This is a genomic window from Sphingomonas sp. NBWT7 (assembly GCF_014217605.1).
GTDB lineage: Bacteria > Pseudomonadota > Alphaproteobacteria > Sphingomonadales > Sphingomonadaceae > Sphingomonas.
Genome location: NZ_CP043639.1, coordinates 1,707,179 through 1,720,559, shown reverse-complemented (window position 1 = coordinate 1,720,559; position 13,381 = coordinate 1,707,179). Strand labels below are relative to the sequence as shown.

Genomic DNA, 13,381 nt, shown 5'->3' with positions numbered 1-13,381 from the left:
GGCACGTTCCGCTTTGGTCTAGGCTGCCGGCGATGACCGTGATCTATCGCCATCGCTTCGTGACGCGCCTGTGGCACGCGATCAACGCGATCGCGATCTTCATTCTGATCGGCTCGGGGCTCGGCATCTCGAACGCGCATCCGCGGCTCTATTGGGGACGATACGGCGCGAACTTCGATGCCGCATGGTGGGAGCTGCCGCGCTTCCCCGCCTGGCTGACGATCCCGGCGAACTACAATCTCGCGCTGTCGCGACGCTGGCACCTGTTCTTCGCGTTGGTGCTGGCGTTCGGGCTGCTCGGCTACATGATCGCGGGACTACTCAACCGGCATTTCGCGCGCGATCTGCGCGTGCGCCGGCGCGAATTGACGGTGCGACACGTCGCTGCCGACGTGCGCGAACACCTAGCGTTCCGCTTCCACGATCCGGCCGATCCGCAGGCGTACAATCTGTTGCAGAAGCTGTCGTACGTCGGCGTCATCTTCGTGCTGCTGCCGCTGGTCGTCCTTACCGGCCTCGCGCTATCACCCGGCATGAACGCGGCTTGGCCGTGGCTGCTCGACGTGTTGGGCGGGCGGCAATCGGCGCGGTCGATCCATTTCCTATGCATGATCGCGATTACGCTGTTCGTCGTCGTCCACCTGGTGCTGGTGATCCTCGCCGGGCCGCTCAACGAACTGCGCTCGGTCATCACCGGCTGGTGGCGCGTGCCAGAGGAGCAAAGGCCATGATCGTCTCGCGGCGGGGGCTGATCGCGGGAACAGCGGCAAGCGGTGCGGTGCTGCTCGCCGGATGCGACCGGGTGATCCAGCAGCCTGCCGCGCGGCGCATCCTGTTCCTGGGCGAGGACATGCATCGCGGCCTGCAACGTGCGCTGACCGACCGCGACGCGCTCGTGCCCGAGTTCGCGCCCGAGCAACGGTCGCCGTTCTTCCGACCGAACGGCACGCGCGATCCCGGTACCCCCGAATATGGCGCACTCCGGGCCGGCAATTTCGCCGACTGGCGGCTGGCGGTGGGCGGGATGGTCGCGCGCCCGCTGTCGTTCAGCCTCAAGGATCTCGGCGCGCTGCCGCAGCGGGCGCAGATCACGCGGCACGACTGCGTCGAGGGCTGGAGCGCGATCGGCAAGTGGCAAGGCCCACGGTTGGGCGACGTTCTCAAGGCCGCCGGCATGCGGGATGGGGCGCGCTACATCGTCTTCACCTGTGCCGATCTCTATGGCGGTGCGCCCTATTACGAATCGATTGACCTGGTCGACGCGTTCCATCCGCAGACGATCCTTGCCTGGGCGCTCAACGATCGCTTCCTGCCGGTGGCGAACGGTGCGCCGTGCCGGCTGCGTGTCGAGCGGCAATTGGGATACAAACACGCCAAGTATCTGATGCGGATCGATGCGGTCGCCAGCCTCGCCGGCATCGGCCGTGGCAAGGGCGGGTATTGGGAGGACAATGTCGATTACGATTGGTACGCCGGCATCTGATTGGTACGTGCGCGCGCCATGGCGTTGATTGATCTGTTCCTGTCCCGCGCGGTGAAGCGCGGCCGTCTCACCCTCCACCGCCCCGGCGCGGCGCCGGCGACCTTCGGTATCCCGCAGGAGGGCTACCCCGACGTCACGATCCGCTTCGCCGACCGGCGCGTCGCGCTGGCGATCGCGCGCAACCCGGCGCTGGGCGCCGGCGAATGCTACATGGACGGGCGGCTGATCATCGAGCAGGGTGACGTACGCGATCTCGTCGAGCTGCTGAAGCGCAACAGCCGCTGGGAAGGCGGGGAGCGCAACCTGAAGCCGAGCGCCGCGACGCGCGCGTTCGGTGCGGTGCGCTATCGGCTCGACCGGATCAACATGGAGCGGCGATCGAAGCGCAACGTCGCGCACCATTACGACCTGTCGGGGCGGCTCTACGATCTCTTCCTCGATCGCGACAAGCAGTACAGCTGCGCCTATTTCACCGATCCCGCCGACAGCCTCGAACAGGCGCAGCAGGACAAGAAGGCGCATATCGCAGCCAAGCTGGCGCTGAAGCCGGGCATGCGCGTGCTCGACATCGGCTGCGGCTGGGGCGGTATGGCGCTGTATCTTCACCGGCATTTCGATGTCGACGTGCTCGGCGTGACGCTGTCCGAAGAGCAGCTGAAGGTCGCGCGCGCGCGCGCCGCCGAGGCGGGCGTCGCCGATCGCGTCAAGTTCGAGCTGATCGACTATCGCCGCGTCGAAGGGCAATTCGATCGCATCGTGTCGGTCGGCATGTTCGAACACGTCGGCCCGCCGCAGTATCGCACCTTCTTCCGCAAGTGCCGCGAGCTGCTGGCGGACGACGGCGTAATGCTGCTGCACACGATCGGCCGGATGGGCGGGCCGGGCACGACCGACGACTGGACCGCCAAGTACATCTTCCCCGGCGGGTACAATCCCGCGCTGAGCGAGATCGTCACCGCCTACGAAGGGCTGCGGCTGTTCCCGACCGATATCGAGGTGCTGCGGCTGCATTACGCCTGGACGATCGATCACTGGTACGATCGCACGATGGCGGCGAAGGCCGCGATCGTCGCGCTCTACGACGAACGCTTCTTCCGCATGTGGACCTTTTATTTGGCGGGTGCGGCGTCTGCCTTCCGCAACGGCGGCATGTGCAATTACCAGATCCAGCTGACCAAGAGCCGCACCGCGGTGCCGGTGACGCGCGACTATATGATCGAGGGCGAGCGGGGGCTGCGCGGCTGAGCGGTTCGATCGCGGCGCCGTCACCCCGGTTTGCCGGCCGGGATGACGGTGCGGGCGGATGCGATCAGCCGCCGCCGTGGAGGTTGATCTTCTGGCCGTTGGCATATTCGCCGTCGGCCGAGACGAAATAGGCCACCGCCGCCGCGACGTCCGCCGGGGTGGAGACGCGGCCGAACGGCGATTGGGCGGCGAGATCGTGGATGTCGGCGACGCCGCGCGTCGCCTTGGCCAGGCGCTCGCCCATGTCCGTCACCGTCAGGCCGGGGGCGACGATGTTGGTGCGTATGTTGTTCGCGCGCTCCTCCTTCGACAGCACGAGCGCGAGTGCCTCCGACGCGGCCTTGCCCATCGAATAGGGCGCGCCGTTGGGGGCGTGGTACAGCGTCGCGACGCTCGAGATGATGATGATGTCGCCGCGGCCGTTCTCCTTCGCGCGCTGGCGCATCGAGGGCAGGACCAGCTTCGACATATAATGCGGCGCGAAGGCATGGGTGCGCATCACGCGTTCGAACTCGCCCGGATCGGTATCGGCGACGCTCTGCCCGCGGCTGGCGATGCCGGCGTTGTTGACGAGGATGTCGACCCCGCCGAAGTCCGCCACCACTGCATCGACCATCGCGGCGCAGTCCTCGAACCGGTCGACCGAGGCGGCATAGGCCTTGGCGCGGCGGCCGAGGCCCTCGATCTCGCGCACGACCTCTTCGGCTGCGTCGGCGTCCTTGCGGTAGTTCACCGCGACGTCCGCGCCGTCGCGTGCCAGCCGTAGCGCGATCTCGCGCCCGATGCCGCGGCCCCCGCCGGTTACCAGCGCGACGCGTCCCTCAAGTCCCCCGTTCATGCCGCCTGCTCCTTCTTCTTGGTGTAATCGGGGCGGCGCTTCTCGAAGAACGCCTTGATCCCCTCGCCGAAATCGGGCGCGGTCGCGCACAGGATCTGGTTGCGATCCTCCATCGCCACCGCCGCCTCGAGGCTGGGCGCGTCGATCGACATGCGCAGGCATTCCTTGGTGAGCCTGAGGCCCATCGGCGAGGTGGTGAGCATCTGTTCGATCAGTGGCGCGGCGGCCTCCTCTATCTGATCGTCGGGCACGACGCGGCTGACGAGGCCGGTGGCAAGCGCGCGATCGGCGGTGATGAAATTGCCGGTCAGCATGAACTCCGCGGCCACGCTCGCGCCGACCAGGCGCGGCAGGAAGTAGCTGACGCCGATGTCGCAGGCGGAAAGCCCGATGCGGATGAAGGCGGCGTTCATGCGCACCGATTCGCCCGCGATGCGGATGTCGGACGCCAGCGCCATCGCGAACCCACCACCGCATGCGGGGCCGTGGACGAGGCTGATGATCGGCTGCGGACAATAGCGCATCTTCATCACGATCTCGGCGATCGAGCGCTGGTGCGCGAGGCGATCGATCGTGTCGAATTCGGAGCGACCGCCCTCCTGCAGGTCGAGCCCCGCGCAATAGGCGCGGCCGGCGCCCTTCAGCACGACCACGCGGCAGTCGCGATCCTTGTGCAGCGCGCCGAAATAGTGGCTCAATTCCTCGACATGGCGATCGTTGAGCGCATTCAGCACGTGCGGGCGGTTCATCGTCACCCAATCGACTTCGCCCCGGCGCTCGACCGAGATCATCTCATATTCCAACAGGCCTCTCCCACTCATGTCTGTTGCACTGATCTGTTGACGGGCCACTCTACATAACTAAAGTTATCCTGCAATCGCGAGGTCGCAATCGGCCCGCGTTCGAGCTGGGGAGAGGCTGAGTGAAACTGGGTTCGGATATCGCGGCAATCATTACCGGGGGCGCCTCCGGGCTGGGCCTCGCGACGGCGAAGGCGCTGCGGGCGGAAGGCGTCAAGGTCGCGCTGTTCGACAAGAACGGTGAGATCGGCCCCGGCGTCGCCGAGGAGATCGGCGCGACCTATTGCGAGGTCGACGTGATGGATCAGGCGTCGGTCGACGCCGGCTTTGCCAAGGCGCGCGCGGCGAACGGGCAGGAGCGGATCCTGGTCAATTGCGCGGGCGGCGGCTTCGGCGGCCCGAACAAAACGGTCGCGCGGTCGAAGGAGGACGGCTCAATCAAGCCCTATCCGGTCGAGAACTACCAGAAGACGCTCGAGCTCAACCTCGTCGGCACGTTCCGCTGCATCGTCGGCGCGGCGGCGGGGATGATGACGCTGGAACCGACCGAGGACGGCGACCGCGGGGCGATCGTCAACACCGCGAGTGTCGCAGGCGAGGAAGGCCAGGTGGGGCAGGTCGCCTATGCGTCGGCCAAGGCCGGCATCATCGGCATGACGCTGAACGTCGCGCGCGACCTGTCGCCCGAAGGCATCCGCTGCAACACCATTCTGCCGGGCATCTTCGATACGCCGCTGCTCGGCCGCGCGAAACCGCAGGTGAAGGCCGCGCTGTCGGCAATGGTGCCTTTCCCCAAGCGGCTCGGCATGCCCGAGGAATATGCCAAACTGGCGCTGGAGATGTGCCGCAACGGCTATTTCAACGGCGAGGACGTGCGGCTCGACGGCGCGATCCGGATGCAGCCGCGCTAATCAACGGATCATGTCCTCTCTACCGTGCCACGACAGGTTGGGCACGGGCGGGCGGGCGGGGAGAGTGAGATGAATTTCGACTATTCCGACGACCAGAAGATGCTGAAGGACGAGGCGCGCAAGTTCCTCGCCGCGAAGTGCGACGCCAAGGTGGTGCGCGGCGTGCTCGACAACGCCGATCGCGCCTATGACGAGGCGCTGTGGAAGGGCGTTGCGGAGCAGGGCTGGCTCGGCGTCGCGATCCCCGAGGAGTTCGGCGGGCTTGGCATGGGGCATGTCGAGCTGTGCGGACTGGCGGAAGAGCTGGGCCGCGCGTGCGCGCCGATCCCGTTCGCTTCCACGGTCTATTTCGTGGCCGAGGCGCTGATGAAGTTCGGCTCGCAGGAACAGAAGGCCAAGTGGCTGCCGAAGATCGCCGCCGGCGAGGTGATCGGTGCGTTCGCCACCGCCGAGGGCAAGGGCCCGGTGACGGCGCGCTCGATCGGTACCAGTGTGTCGGGCGGCAAGCTGTCCGGCGAGAAGATCCCGGTGACCGACGGCGACGTCGCCGACCTGATCGTCGTGCTGGCGAAGGACGGGCTGTATCTGGTCGAGAAGGGCGAAGGCGTATCGGCCGAGGTGCTGACGACGCTCGACCCGACGCGTTCGGCGGCGAAGCTCACCTTCTCGGGCGCGCCGGCCGAGCGGCTCGGCAACGAGGACGGCATCGCAGCGATGCAGGCGGTGTTCGATCGTGCGGCGGTGCTGCTGGCGTTCGAGCAGATCGGCGGCGCCGACAAGAGCCTGGAGATGGCGAAGGAATATGCGCTGAGCCGCCATGCCTTCGGCCGCGCCATCGCCGGCTATCAGGCGATCAAGCACAAGCTTGCCGATATCTACGTCAAGAACGAGGTCGCGCGATCGAACGCCTATTTCGGCGCCTGGGCGCTCAACACCGACGCGGGTGACCTGCCGCTGGCGGCGGCGACCGCGCGTGTCGCGGCGAGCGAGGCGTTCTGGTTCGCCTCCAAGGAGAATATCCAGACGCACGGCGGCATCGGCTTCACCTGGGAGGCGGATCCGCAGCTCTACTACCGCCGGTCACGCCAGCTGAGCCTGGTCGCAGGTGCCCCGGCGACGTGGCGCGAACGGCTGGTGAGCCAGCTCGAGATGAAGAACGCGGCCTGAGCGCCGAGCGAGAGGACGAGACCCATGGACTTCAACGATTCCCCCGAAGAAACCGAGTATCGCGCCACCGCGCGCACGTGGCTCGAGAAGAACGCGGCCGAGCACAAGGCGATGAACCACGCCGACGACATGGCGGCCGGCAAGGCGTGGCAGAAGCGCAAGGCCGAGGCCGGCTACGCGCAGATCACCTGGCCCAAGGAATGGGGCGGGGCTGGCGGCACGCCGATCCAGTCGGTGATCTTCGGCCAGGAAGAGGCCAAGTTCCCGGTGCAATACGGCTATTTCACCATCGGCCTGGGCATGTGCGTACCGACGGTGATGGCGTTCGCCAATGACGAAACCAAGCAGCGCTTCGTCGGCCCGGCGCTGCGCGGCGAGGAGATCTGGTCGCAGCTGTTCTCCGAGCCCGCCGGCGGCTCCGACGTGGCAGCGATCCGCACCCGCGCAGTGCGTGACGGCGACGATTGGGTGGTGAACGGCCAGAAGGTGTGGACCTCGGGCGCGCATTATTCGGATTACGGCATCGTTCTGGTGCGCACCAACCCCGACGTGCCCAAGCACAAGGGCCTGACGATGTTCTGGCTCGATCTGAAGTCGCCCGGCGTCGAGATCCGGCCGATCCACCAGATGTCGGGCGGATCGAACTTCAACGAGGTGTATTTCACTGACGTTCGCATTCCCGATGCGCAGCGGCTGGGCGCAGTGGACGACGGCTGGAAGGTCGCGCTGGTCACGCTGATGAACGAGCGGCTGGCGGTCGGTGGGGCGAGCGGGGCGAGCCCGAAGGAGATCCTGGCGCTGGCCAAGGACCTCGACGCGGCGGACGGCCCGCTGATCCAGGACAGTGCGTTCCGCCAGCGGCTGGCCGACTGGTACGTCCAGTCCGAAGGGCTGCGTAACACCCGCATGCGCACGATGACGGCGCTGAGCCGCGGGCAGACGCCTGGGCCGGAAAGCTCGATCGGCAAGATCATCGCCGCCAACGTGCTGCAGGATCTGGGCAATGCCGCGATCGAGGCGGAGGACCAGTATGGGATCATCAACGATCCCGCGCTGCTGCCGCTCAAGGGCCTGTTCCAGGGCGCGGTGATGAACGCGCCGGGCCTTCGCATCGCGGGCGGCACCGACGAGATCCTGAAGAACATTATTGCCGAGCGTGTTCTCGGCCTGCCGGGCGAGATTCGCACCGACAAGGATGCGGCGTTCAAGGACCTTGCCGTCGGTCGCTGATACGCACCTGCGCTTCCAAGCCGCCGCCGTCCCGGAAAAACCCGGAACGGCGGCGGTTTTCGTTCAGCCGCGCAGATCGATGATGTGCTCGCCCACCTCGTCAGCGAACAGCGCCTTGACGATGTCGGCGCGCGCGGTGAGCGTCGCGCGCTGGTTGACGTAGCCCTTGTCGGTGATCTCGCCCCCGTCGATCGACGGTGCCGAGCGCAAGATGGTGAAGCGGCCGACGCGGCGCGACGATCCGCCCGCCTCGGCGTTGAACGCCTCCAGCTTTTCCTTCACCAACCCCTCAAGCGTCGGGAACGGGTCGGCGCCCGGCGTCGCCTCGGCGAGCGTCTGCAACGCCGAAGCGGAGGGCCAGGCGAGCACCGCGATGAACGCCTTGTCCTGCCCGGCGATCACCGCGTCCTGGAGGTAGGGCGAGCAGGCGGCGACGATATCGGGCCGCAGCGTGCCGACCGACACCCACGTCCCCGACGAGAGCTTGAAGTCCTCCGTCACGCGCCCGTCGAAGACGAGCCCGTGTTCGGGCCGATCGGGATCGAGGAAGCGCGCCGCGTCGCCGAGCATGTAATAGCCCTCCTCGTCGAAGGCGGCAGCGGTCTTCTCGGGATCATTGTGGTAGCCGGTCGTGACGGTCGGCCCCTTTACGCGTACCTCGAGCTTGTCGCCGCTCGGCACCAGCTTGAGCGTGCTGCCCGGAAGCGGCAGGCCGATCAGCCCGACGCGCTCCGACGCCCAGTGGACGACGGTGACGCCGAGCGTCTCGGTCGCGCCGTACATCGTGGTGAAGGGCATGCGCTCGCCCGTCTCGGCGATCGCCAGCGCCTGCATGCGATCGTAGAGATCGTCGGACAGCGTCGCGCCGCCATAGCCCATGCCGCGCAGGTTCTTGAAAAAGGCGTGCCGCAGCGTCGGGTCGCGCTCCATCGCGTCGGCGAGCATCGCAAAGGCGATCGGCGCCGAGCCGAAGCTCATCGGCGAGATCTCGCGCAAATTGGCGATCGTCGTCTCGAACAGGCCGGGCACCGGCTTGCCCTCGTCGATGTACAGCGTGCCGCCGCCGGCGATCGCGGCGTTGAAGTGGATCGTGCCCGCAGAGATGTGGTTCCACGGCATCCAGTCGAGCGAGATCGGATGGTCGACTGGATCGGGATCGTCGCGCAGTCCTTCGGACGCCGCGATGAGATTGACGAACATTCCCTGATGCTGCGGCACGCCCTTGGGCATCCCGGTCGATCCCGAGGTGAAGAGATATTTGCCGACGGTGTCGTGCGTCAGCGCCTCGCGTGCCGCATCGACCGCGTCGGTCGCGACTGTGTCGGTCAACTCGCGGAACGGGATCGTGCCCGCGCCGCCGTCGACGGTGACGAAGGTGAGCGACGGATCGAGGGCGCGCAGCGTATCGAAGGCGCGCTCGAACATCGCCGCCTGCTCGGCGAAGACGATGCGCGGGCGCACGGTGACGAAACAGTGTTTGAGCTTGGCGTGATCGGTCGAGACGAGGCTGTAGGCGGGGCTGAGCGGCGCGATCGGCACGCCCGCGGTGAAGCAGCCGACCATCAAGATGCCCTGCGCCACCGAATTGGCGCTGAGGCATATCACCGCGTCACCCGCGCCCAGCCCGCGATCGATCAGCCACTGCGCGACGCTGTCCGCCATGCGCTTGCCCTCGCCGTAGGTGACGCCCTGCCACGGCCCGTGGCCCGGCGCGCGCTGCATCAGCCACGGCCGATCGGGATGGAGCGCGGCACGCTCGGCCATCAAATGCGGGATCGAGCGGGCGGGCTCGGCCATCGCGTGGTTCGAACGGATCAGGATCGTGCCGTCGTCGCGATGATCGACGGTGATGTCCGGCCCCTTCTGCGGCAGACGGCGGAAGGGCGGGGGGTTGGGCACGGCAGCGGCGGTGGCCATCGGGGTCTCTCCTATTTTGCCCCGATATAAGCCGCTTGTATTAGTCTCGCCTAGCGCTGAATCACGTCGCGGCCCTCAAGCTCTTCTTGGCGCCGCCGCGGGGTGCCGACCGCGGCGCCGACTAGTATAGCGGTCGACAGCAGGATCGACGAGACGAGGCCGCCGATGGCGAGCAGCCCGCCGCTCGTCACCTCGACGCGCACGACGAGGCGCGCACGCTTGCCGATCCGCAGTGACAGCTTGCCGCGCTGTGTGACGGGTGGGTGATAGGGCGCGGGGACCTCAATCATCCTGGTCCAACGCCGCGCGAAGCGGGCGGTTCAGAACGAACGCGGCAGATCGAGGACGTGCTCGGACACGAAGGAGAGGATGAGGTTGGTCGAGATCGGCGCGACTTGGTAAAGCCGCGTCTCGCGGAACTTGCGCTCGACGTCATATTCCTCCGCGAAGCCGAAGCCGCCGTGCGTCTGGATGCACGCCTCGCCCGCCGCCCAGCTCGCCTCCGCCGCGAGCATCTTCGCCATATTGGCCTCGGCGCCGCAGTTCTCGCCCGCCTCGTACAGCCGGATCGCCTCGTGCGTCAGCAGCTCTGCGGCGCGCATCTGCGCATAGGCGCGCGCGATCGGGAACTGAATGCCCTGGTTCTGTCCGATTGGGCGGCCGAACACCTTGCGCTCGCGGGCATAGGCGCTGGCCTTGTCGATGAACCATTTGGCGTCGCCGATACATTCGGCGGCGATCAGCGCGCGCTCTGCGTTCATCCCCGACAAGATGTATTTGAAGCCCTTGCCCTCCTCGCCGATCAGGTTGGCGGCGGGTACGGGGACATCATCGAAAAAGACCTCGGTCGACGAGTGGTTCATCATCGTCGTGATCGGGCGGATCGTCATGCCCTGCTGCAGCGCCTCGCGCATGTCGACGAGAAAGACCGACAGGCCGTCGGTGCGCTTCGTCACCTGATCCTGCGGCGTCGTGCGGGCGAGCAGCACCATCAGATCCGATTGCAGCGCGCGGCTGGTCCAGATTTTCTGTCCCGAGACGATGTAGCGATCGCCGTCGCGGCGCGCGACCGTCTTGAGTGATCCGGTGTCGGTGCCGCTCGTCGGTTCGGTAACGCCGAACGCCTGCAGCCGCAGCGTGCCGTTGGCGACCTCGGGCAGATAGCGGCGCTTCTGCTCCTCGCTGCCGTGGCGCAGGATCGTGCCCATGACGTACATCTGCGCGTGGCAGGCGCCGCCGTTCGCGCCCTGCTGCTGGATCTCCTCGAGGATCGCAGCGGCGGCGGACAAGGGCAGACCGGCGCCGCCATATTCCTCCGGGATCAGCACCGACAGAAAGCCGCTGCGCGTCAGCGCGTCGACGAATTCGGTGGGATAGGCGCGCTCGCGATCCTTTGCGCGCCAATAGGGGCCGGGGAAGTCGGCGCACAATTTGGCGACCTCGCGACGGATGTCGGCGTAATCGGGCCACGTGCTGCTCATCGGATCCTCCACCAATTTAACGGGCGGATAAGAAAGGAAGCGGCGAGGGGCCAGCAAAAATGACTTCCTTTCGCGACAGCGACTCGCGCTGGTACGGGCGGGGCTGGGATCATCGACGAGGACCGGCTGCTTGCGTTTCTTCCAGCCCATTCTGGCGGGCGCGCACCTGCCCGAGCGGATCGTCGCGTGTATCGGGGCGGCGATCGGCATCGCGGTGACGATGATGGTCTGCGCGCTCGCCCCGCGCGGCAGCGGCGACCTGCCGATCATCGTGGCGCCGCTGGGTGCGTCGGCCGTGCTCGTCTTCGCGGTGCCGGCGAGCCCGCTGGCGCAGCCGTGGCCGGTGATCGGCGGTAACGTCATCTCGACGCTGGTAGGGGTTGCGGCGTTCACGCTGGTTCGCGATCCGGTGATGGCGGCCGCACTCGGCGTCGGTGGGGCGATCCTCGTCATGTCGCTGCTGCGGTGCCTGCACCCGCCCGGCGGCGCGGCGGCGCTGACCGCGGTGATCGGCAGCCAGAGTATCCACGATGCCGGCTTCGGCTTCGCGCTGTTGCCGGTCGGGATCAACTCGGTCGCTCTGGTCGCGTTAGGTATCGCGTTCCACCGCGCGACGCGGCGCAGCTACCCGCATCGCCCGACGCCCGCGCCGCCGCTGCCGAGCGGGCTTCACATCGCCGATATCGATGCGGCGCTCGCGGATATGCACGAGAGCTTTGACATCAGCCGCGACGATCTCGATGCGCTGCTGACGCGCGCCGAATGGCATGCCGAAGCGCGACGGCGGGGCTGAGGAGCGATTGTGGCAGACGATTCGATAGCGAGCATGAACGGCTGGCAGCCGGTGCTGACCGAGCAGCACGACGATTTCATCGCCGCGCCGCTGCGGCGGCTGGCGGCGCTATTCGATCACGACAGCGCCCACTGGCCCGTGGGTGAGCTGCCTCCGCTCGCGCACTGGCTGTATTTCCTGCCCGAGGCACGGCAGTCGGCGATCGGGCGCGACGGCCATCCGCAGCGCGGCGTCGAACTGCCGCCGATCGATGCGCCACGGCGCATGTGGGCCGGGGGGCGGCTGACCTTCAACGCGCCCTTGCCGATCGGCGCGCCCGCCACACGCCGCAGCATCGTCACCGACGTCAATGAAAAGACGGGGCGCAGCGGCACGTTGACCTTCGTCACCGTCCGGCACGAGATCGTCGTCGATGGCGCGGCGGCGGTGATCGAGGAGCAGGATCTGGTGTTCCGCCAGCCCGGTAACGGCACCCCGGCGCCCGCCGCGCCCGATCCGCGTCGCGCAAACGCACGAGCCGACTTCGCGCCGGACGCGACCGCGCTGTTCCGCTTCTCGGCGCTGACGTTCAACGCACACCGCATCCACTATGATCGCGCCTATGCCATCGAGGACGAGCATTATCCCGACCTCGTCGTGCACGGGCCGTATCAGGCGATGCTGCTGGCGGACTTCCTGCTCCGTCAGCGGCCCGATCGACGACTGACGCACTTCTCGTTCCGCGGGGCGCGACCGATGTTCGTCGGCGCAGCGGCAGGGCTCAACATGGCGGCGGGCGATCCGGTCGCGCTGTGGACGACCGATGGGGATGGCTGCGCGTGCATGGAGGCGCAGGCGACGCTCGCCTGATCGGACGCCGTTCGCGGCTCGCAAACGGCACCCACAAAAAAGCCCTGCCAAGCGATACGCCTGGCAGGGCTTTTCATGGTGGGCGTGGCAAGGATTGAACTTGCGACCCCTGCGATGTCAACACAGTGCTCTACCACTGAGCTACACGCCCACGGGAGCGGGGCCATTAGCCGGGGCTTTGCCGCAGCGCAACCCCGCTCAATTCGATCCGAGAAATTCTCCGACTTCGAACATGCGGTCGACCTCGAGCACGAGGTCGCGCAGGTGGAACGGCTTCGACAGGACGCGCGCCTGCGGCATCGCCTTGCCGGCGCGCAGCGTGACGGCGGCGAAGCCGGTGATGAACATGACGCGCAGGTTCGGGCGCAGCTCGCCTGCCTTCTGCGCGAGTTCGATCCCATCCATTTCCGGCATGACGATATCGGTCAGCAGCAGGTCGAATTCTTCCTGCTCGACGAGCGGCAGCGCCGCCGTGCCGCGATCAACGGCGGTGACCGCATAGCCGGATTTCTCCAGCGCGCGCGTCAGATACTCGCGCATCACCTGGTCGTCTTCGGCCAGCAAAATCCGGATCATTCGTGCCCTCGCGCTCTGGCGGCCCATGTATGCGCCAACCCCTTAACATTTTCCAGACGGCGGCGTCTCGCGTACGGCCGTGCATTGCGGC

Annotated in this window: 14 protein-coding genes and 1 tRNA gene; 8 read left to right on the top strand and 7 right to left on the bottom strand. The window is 67.2% G+C overall.

The window, feature by feature from the left end:
• The first annotated feature begins 32 nt into the window (after positions 1-32).
• From F1C10_RS08515 to F1C10_RS08505, 3 genes are read left to right on the top strand one after another with little or no spacing between them, the layout of a single operon-like run.
• Positions 33-731: a cytochrome b/b6 domain-containing protein gene (locus F1C10_RS08515; protein WP_185205410.1), complete on the top strand. Its 699-nt coding sequence runs from the start codon at positions 33-35 to the stop codon at positions 729-731.
• Positions 728-1,483, top strand: coding sequence for a molybdopterin-dependent oxidoreductase (locus F1C10_RS08510; RefSeq protein ID WP_185205408.1), 756 nt, complete (start codon positions 728-730; stop codon positions 1,481-1,483). The genes F1C10_RS08515 and F1C10_RS08510 overlap by 4 nt, the downstream gene beginning before the upstream one ends.
• 18 nt (positions 1,484-1,501) lie before the next feature.
• Positions 1,502-2,728, top strand: coding sequence for a cyclopropane-fatty-acyl-phospholipid synthase family protein (locus F1C10_RS08505; protein ID WP_185205407.1), 1,227 nt, complete (start codon positions 1,502-1,504; stop codon positions 2,726-2,728).
• A 64-nt stretch (positions 2,729-2,792) separates the two neighbouring features.
• Here F1C10_RS08505 and F1C10_RS08500 read toward each other — a convergent pair whose 3' ends face one another.
• Together F1C10_RS08500 and F1C10_RS08495 are read right to left on the bottom strand one after the other, a co-directional pair.
• Entirely contained in the window at positions 2,793-3,566 is a 774-nt protein-coding gene (locus F1C10_RS08500; RefSeq protein WP_185205406.1) for an SDR family NAD(P)-dependent oxidoreductase, read from the bottom strand.
• Entirely contained in the window at positions 3,563-4,357 is a 795-nt protein-coding gene (locus tag F1C10_RS08495; RefSeq protein WP_258043148.1) for an enoyl-CoA hydratase/isomerase family protein, read from the bottom strand. Before F1C10_RS08495 ends, F1C10_RS08500 begins: the two co-directional genes overlap by 4 nt.
• Positions 4,358-4,488: 131 nt before the next feature.
• On the opposite strand from F1C10_RS08495, the gene F1C10_RS08490 reads away from it, so the two are divergent.
• The 3 genes from F1C10_RS08490 (at position 4,489) to F1C10_RS08480 (ending at position 7,674) form a co-directional block, all read left to right on the top strand.
• Positions 4,489-5,277 carry an SDR family NAD(P)-dependent oxidoreductase gene (locus tag F1C10_RS08490; RefSeq protein ID WP_185205404.1) on the top strand — a complete coding sequence of 263 codons (789 nt, stop codon included), beginning with the start codon at positions 4,489-4,491 and terminating at the stop codon, positions 5,275-5,277.
• A gap of 69 nt (positions 5,278-5,346) precedes the next feature.
• Positions 5,347-6,444, top strand: a complete 1,098-nt coding sequence (locus F1C10_RS08485; RefSeq protein ID WP_185205403.1) for an acyl-CoA dehydrogenase family protein — start codon at positions 5,347-5,349, stop codon at positions 6,442-6,444.
• 24 nt (positions 6,445-6,468) lie between these two features.
• A complete protein-coding gene (locus F1C10_RS08480) occupies positions 6,469-7,674 on the top strand; it encodes an acyl-CoA dehydrogenase family protein (protein ID WP_185205402.1) in 1,206 nt (401 codons plus the stop codon).
• A gap of 63 nt (positions 7,675-7,737) precedes the next feature.
• On the opposite strand, the gene F1C10_RS08475 is transcribed toward F1C10_RS08480, so the two are convergent.
• The 3 genes from F1C10_RS08475 to F1C10_RS08465 are packed head-to-tail and all read right to left on the bottom strand — an operon-like array spanning position 7,738 to position 11,072.
• Complete coding sequence (locus tag F1C10_RS08475) at positions 7,738-9,591, bottom strand: AMP-binding protein (protein WP_185205400.1); 1,854 nt, start codon at positions 9,589-9,591, stop codon at positions 7,738-7,740.
• 50 nt (positions 9,592-9,641) lie between these two features.
• On the bottom strand, positions 9,642-9,881 hold the full coding sequence (locus F1C10_RS08470) for a hypothetical protein (RefSeq protein WP_185205398.1): 240 nt from the start codon (positions 9,879-9,881) through the stop codon (positions 9,642-9,644).
• A gap of 30 nt (positions 9,882-9,911) precedes the next feature.
• The gene (locus F1C10_RS08465; RefSeq protein WP_185205397.1) at positions 9,912-11,072 is read right to left on the bottom strand and encodes an acyl-CoA dehydrogenase family protein; all 1,161 of its coding nucleotides are present in this window, start codon (positions 11,070-11,072) and stop codon (positions 9,912-9,914) included.
• Positions 11,073-11,202: 130 nt separating this feature from the next.
• Here F1C10_RS08465 and F1C10_RS08460 point away from each other — a divergent pair, with 130 nt between their 5' ends.
• Both F1C10_RS08460 and F1C10_RS08455 read left to right on the top strand, forming a co-directional pair.
• Positions 11,203-11,865, top strand: coding sequence for an HPP family protein (locus F1C10_RS08460; RefSeq protein WP_185205395.1), 663 nt, complete (start codon positions 11,203-11,205; stop codon positions 11,863-11,865).
• Positions 11,866-11,874: 9 nt separating this feature from the next.
• Positions 11,875-12,714, top strand: a complete 840-nt coding sequence (locus F1C10_RS08455) for a MaoC family dehydratase N-terminal domain-containing protein (RefSeq protein ID WP_185205393.1) — start codon at positions 11,875-11,877, stop codon at positions 12,712-12,714.
• A gap of 76 nt (positions 12,715-12,790) precedes the next feature.
• Here the strand turns inward: F1C10_RS08455 and F1C10_RS08450 are convergent.
• Both F1C10_RS08450 and cpdR read right to left on the bottom strand, forming a co-directional pair.
• A tRNA-Val gene (locus F1C10_RS08450) sits at positions 12,791-12,865 on the bottom strand.
• 47 nt (positions 12,866-12,912) lie between these two features.
• A complete protein-coding gene (cpdR, locus tag F1C10_RS08445; RefSeq protein WP_085808662.1) occupies positions 12,913-13,290 on the bottom strand; it encodes a cell cycle two-component system response regulator CpdR in 378 nt (125 codons plus the stop codon).
• Between the last annotated feature and the right edge of the window lie 91 nt (positions 13,291-13,381).

Excerpts from the sequence above, each read along its gene's own strand:
- F1C10_RS08515 (WP_185205410.1), top strand. The coding sequence starts at position 33 with ATGACCGTGATCTATCGCCATCGCTTCGTGACGCGCCTGTGGCACGCG.
- F1C10_RS08510 (WP_185205408.1), top strand. The coding sequence starts at position 728 with ATGATCGTCTCGCGGCGGGGGCTGATCGCGGGAACAGCGGCAAGCGGT.
- F1C10_RS08505 (WP_185205407.1), top strand. The coding sequence starts at position 1,502 with ATGGCGTTGATTGATCTGTTCCTGTCCCGCGCGGTGAAGCGCGGCCGT.
- F1C10_RS08500 (WP_185205406.1), bottom strand. The coding sequence starts at position 3,566 with ATGAACGGGGGACTTGAGGGACGCGTCGCGCTGGTAACCGGCGGGGGC.
- F1C10_RS08495 (WP_258043148.1), bottom strand. The coding sequence starts at position 4,357 with ATGATCTCGGTCGAGCGCCGGGGCGAAGTCGATTGGGTGACGATGAAC.
- F1C10_RS08485 (WP_185205403.1), top strand. The coding sequence starts at position 5,347 with ATGAATTTCGACTATTCCGACGACCAGAAGATGCTGAAGGACGAGGCG.
- F1C10_RS08480 (WP_185205402.1), top strand. The coding sequence starts at position 6,469 with ATGGACTTCAACGATTCCCCCGAAGAAACCGAGTATCGCGCCACCGCG.
- F1C10_RS08475 (WP_185205400.1), bottom strand. The coding sequence starts at position 9,591 with ATGGCCACCGCCGCTGCCGTGCCCAACCCCCCGCCCTTCCGCCGTCTG.
- F1C10_RS08470 (WP_185205398.1), bottom strand. The coding sequence starts at position 9,881 with ATGATTGAGGTCCCCGCGCCCTATCACCCACCCGTCACACAGCGCGGC.
- F1C10_RS08465 (WP_185205397.1), bottom strand. The coding sequence starts at position 11,072 with ATGAGCAGCACGTGGCCCGATTACGCCGACATCCGTCGCGAGGTCGCC.
- cpdR (WP_085808662.1), bottom strand. The coding sequence starts at position 13,290 with ATGATCCGGATTTTGCTGGCCGAAGACGACCAGGTGATGCGCGAGTAT.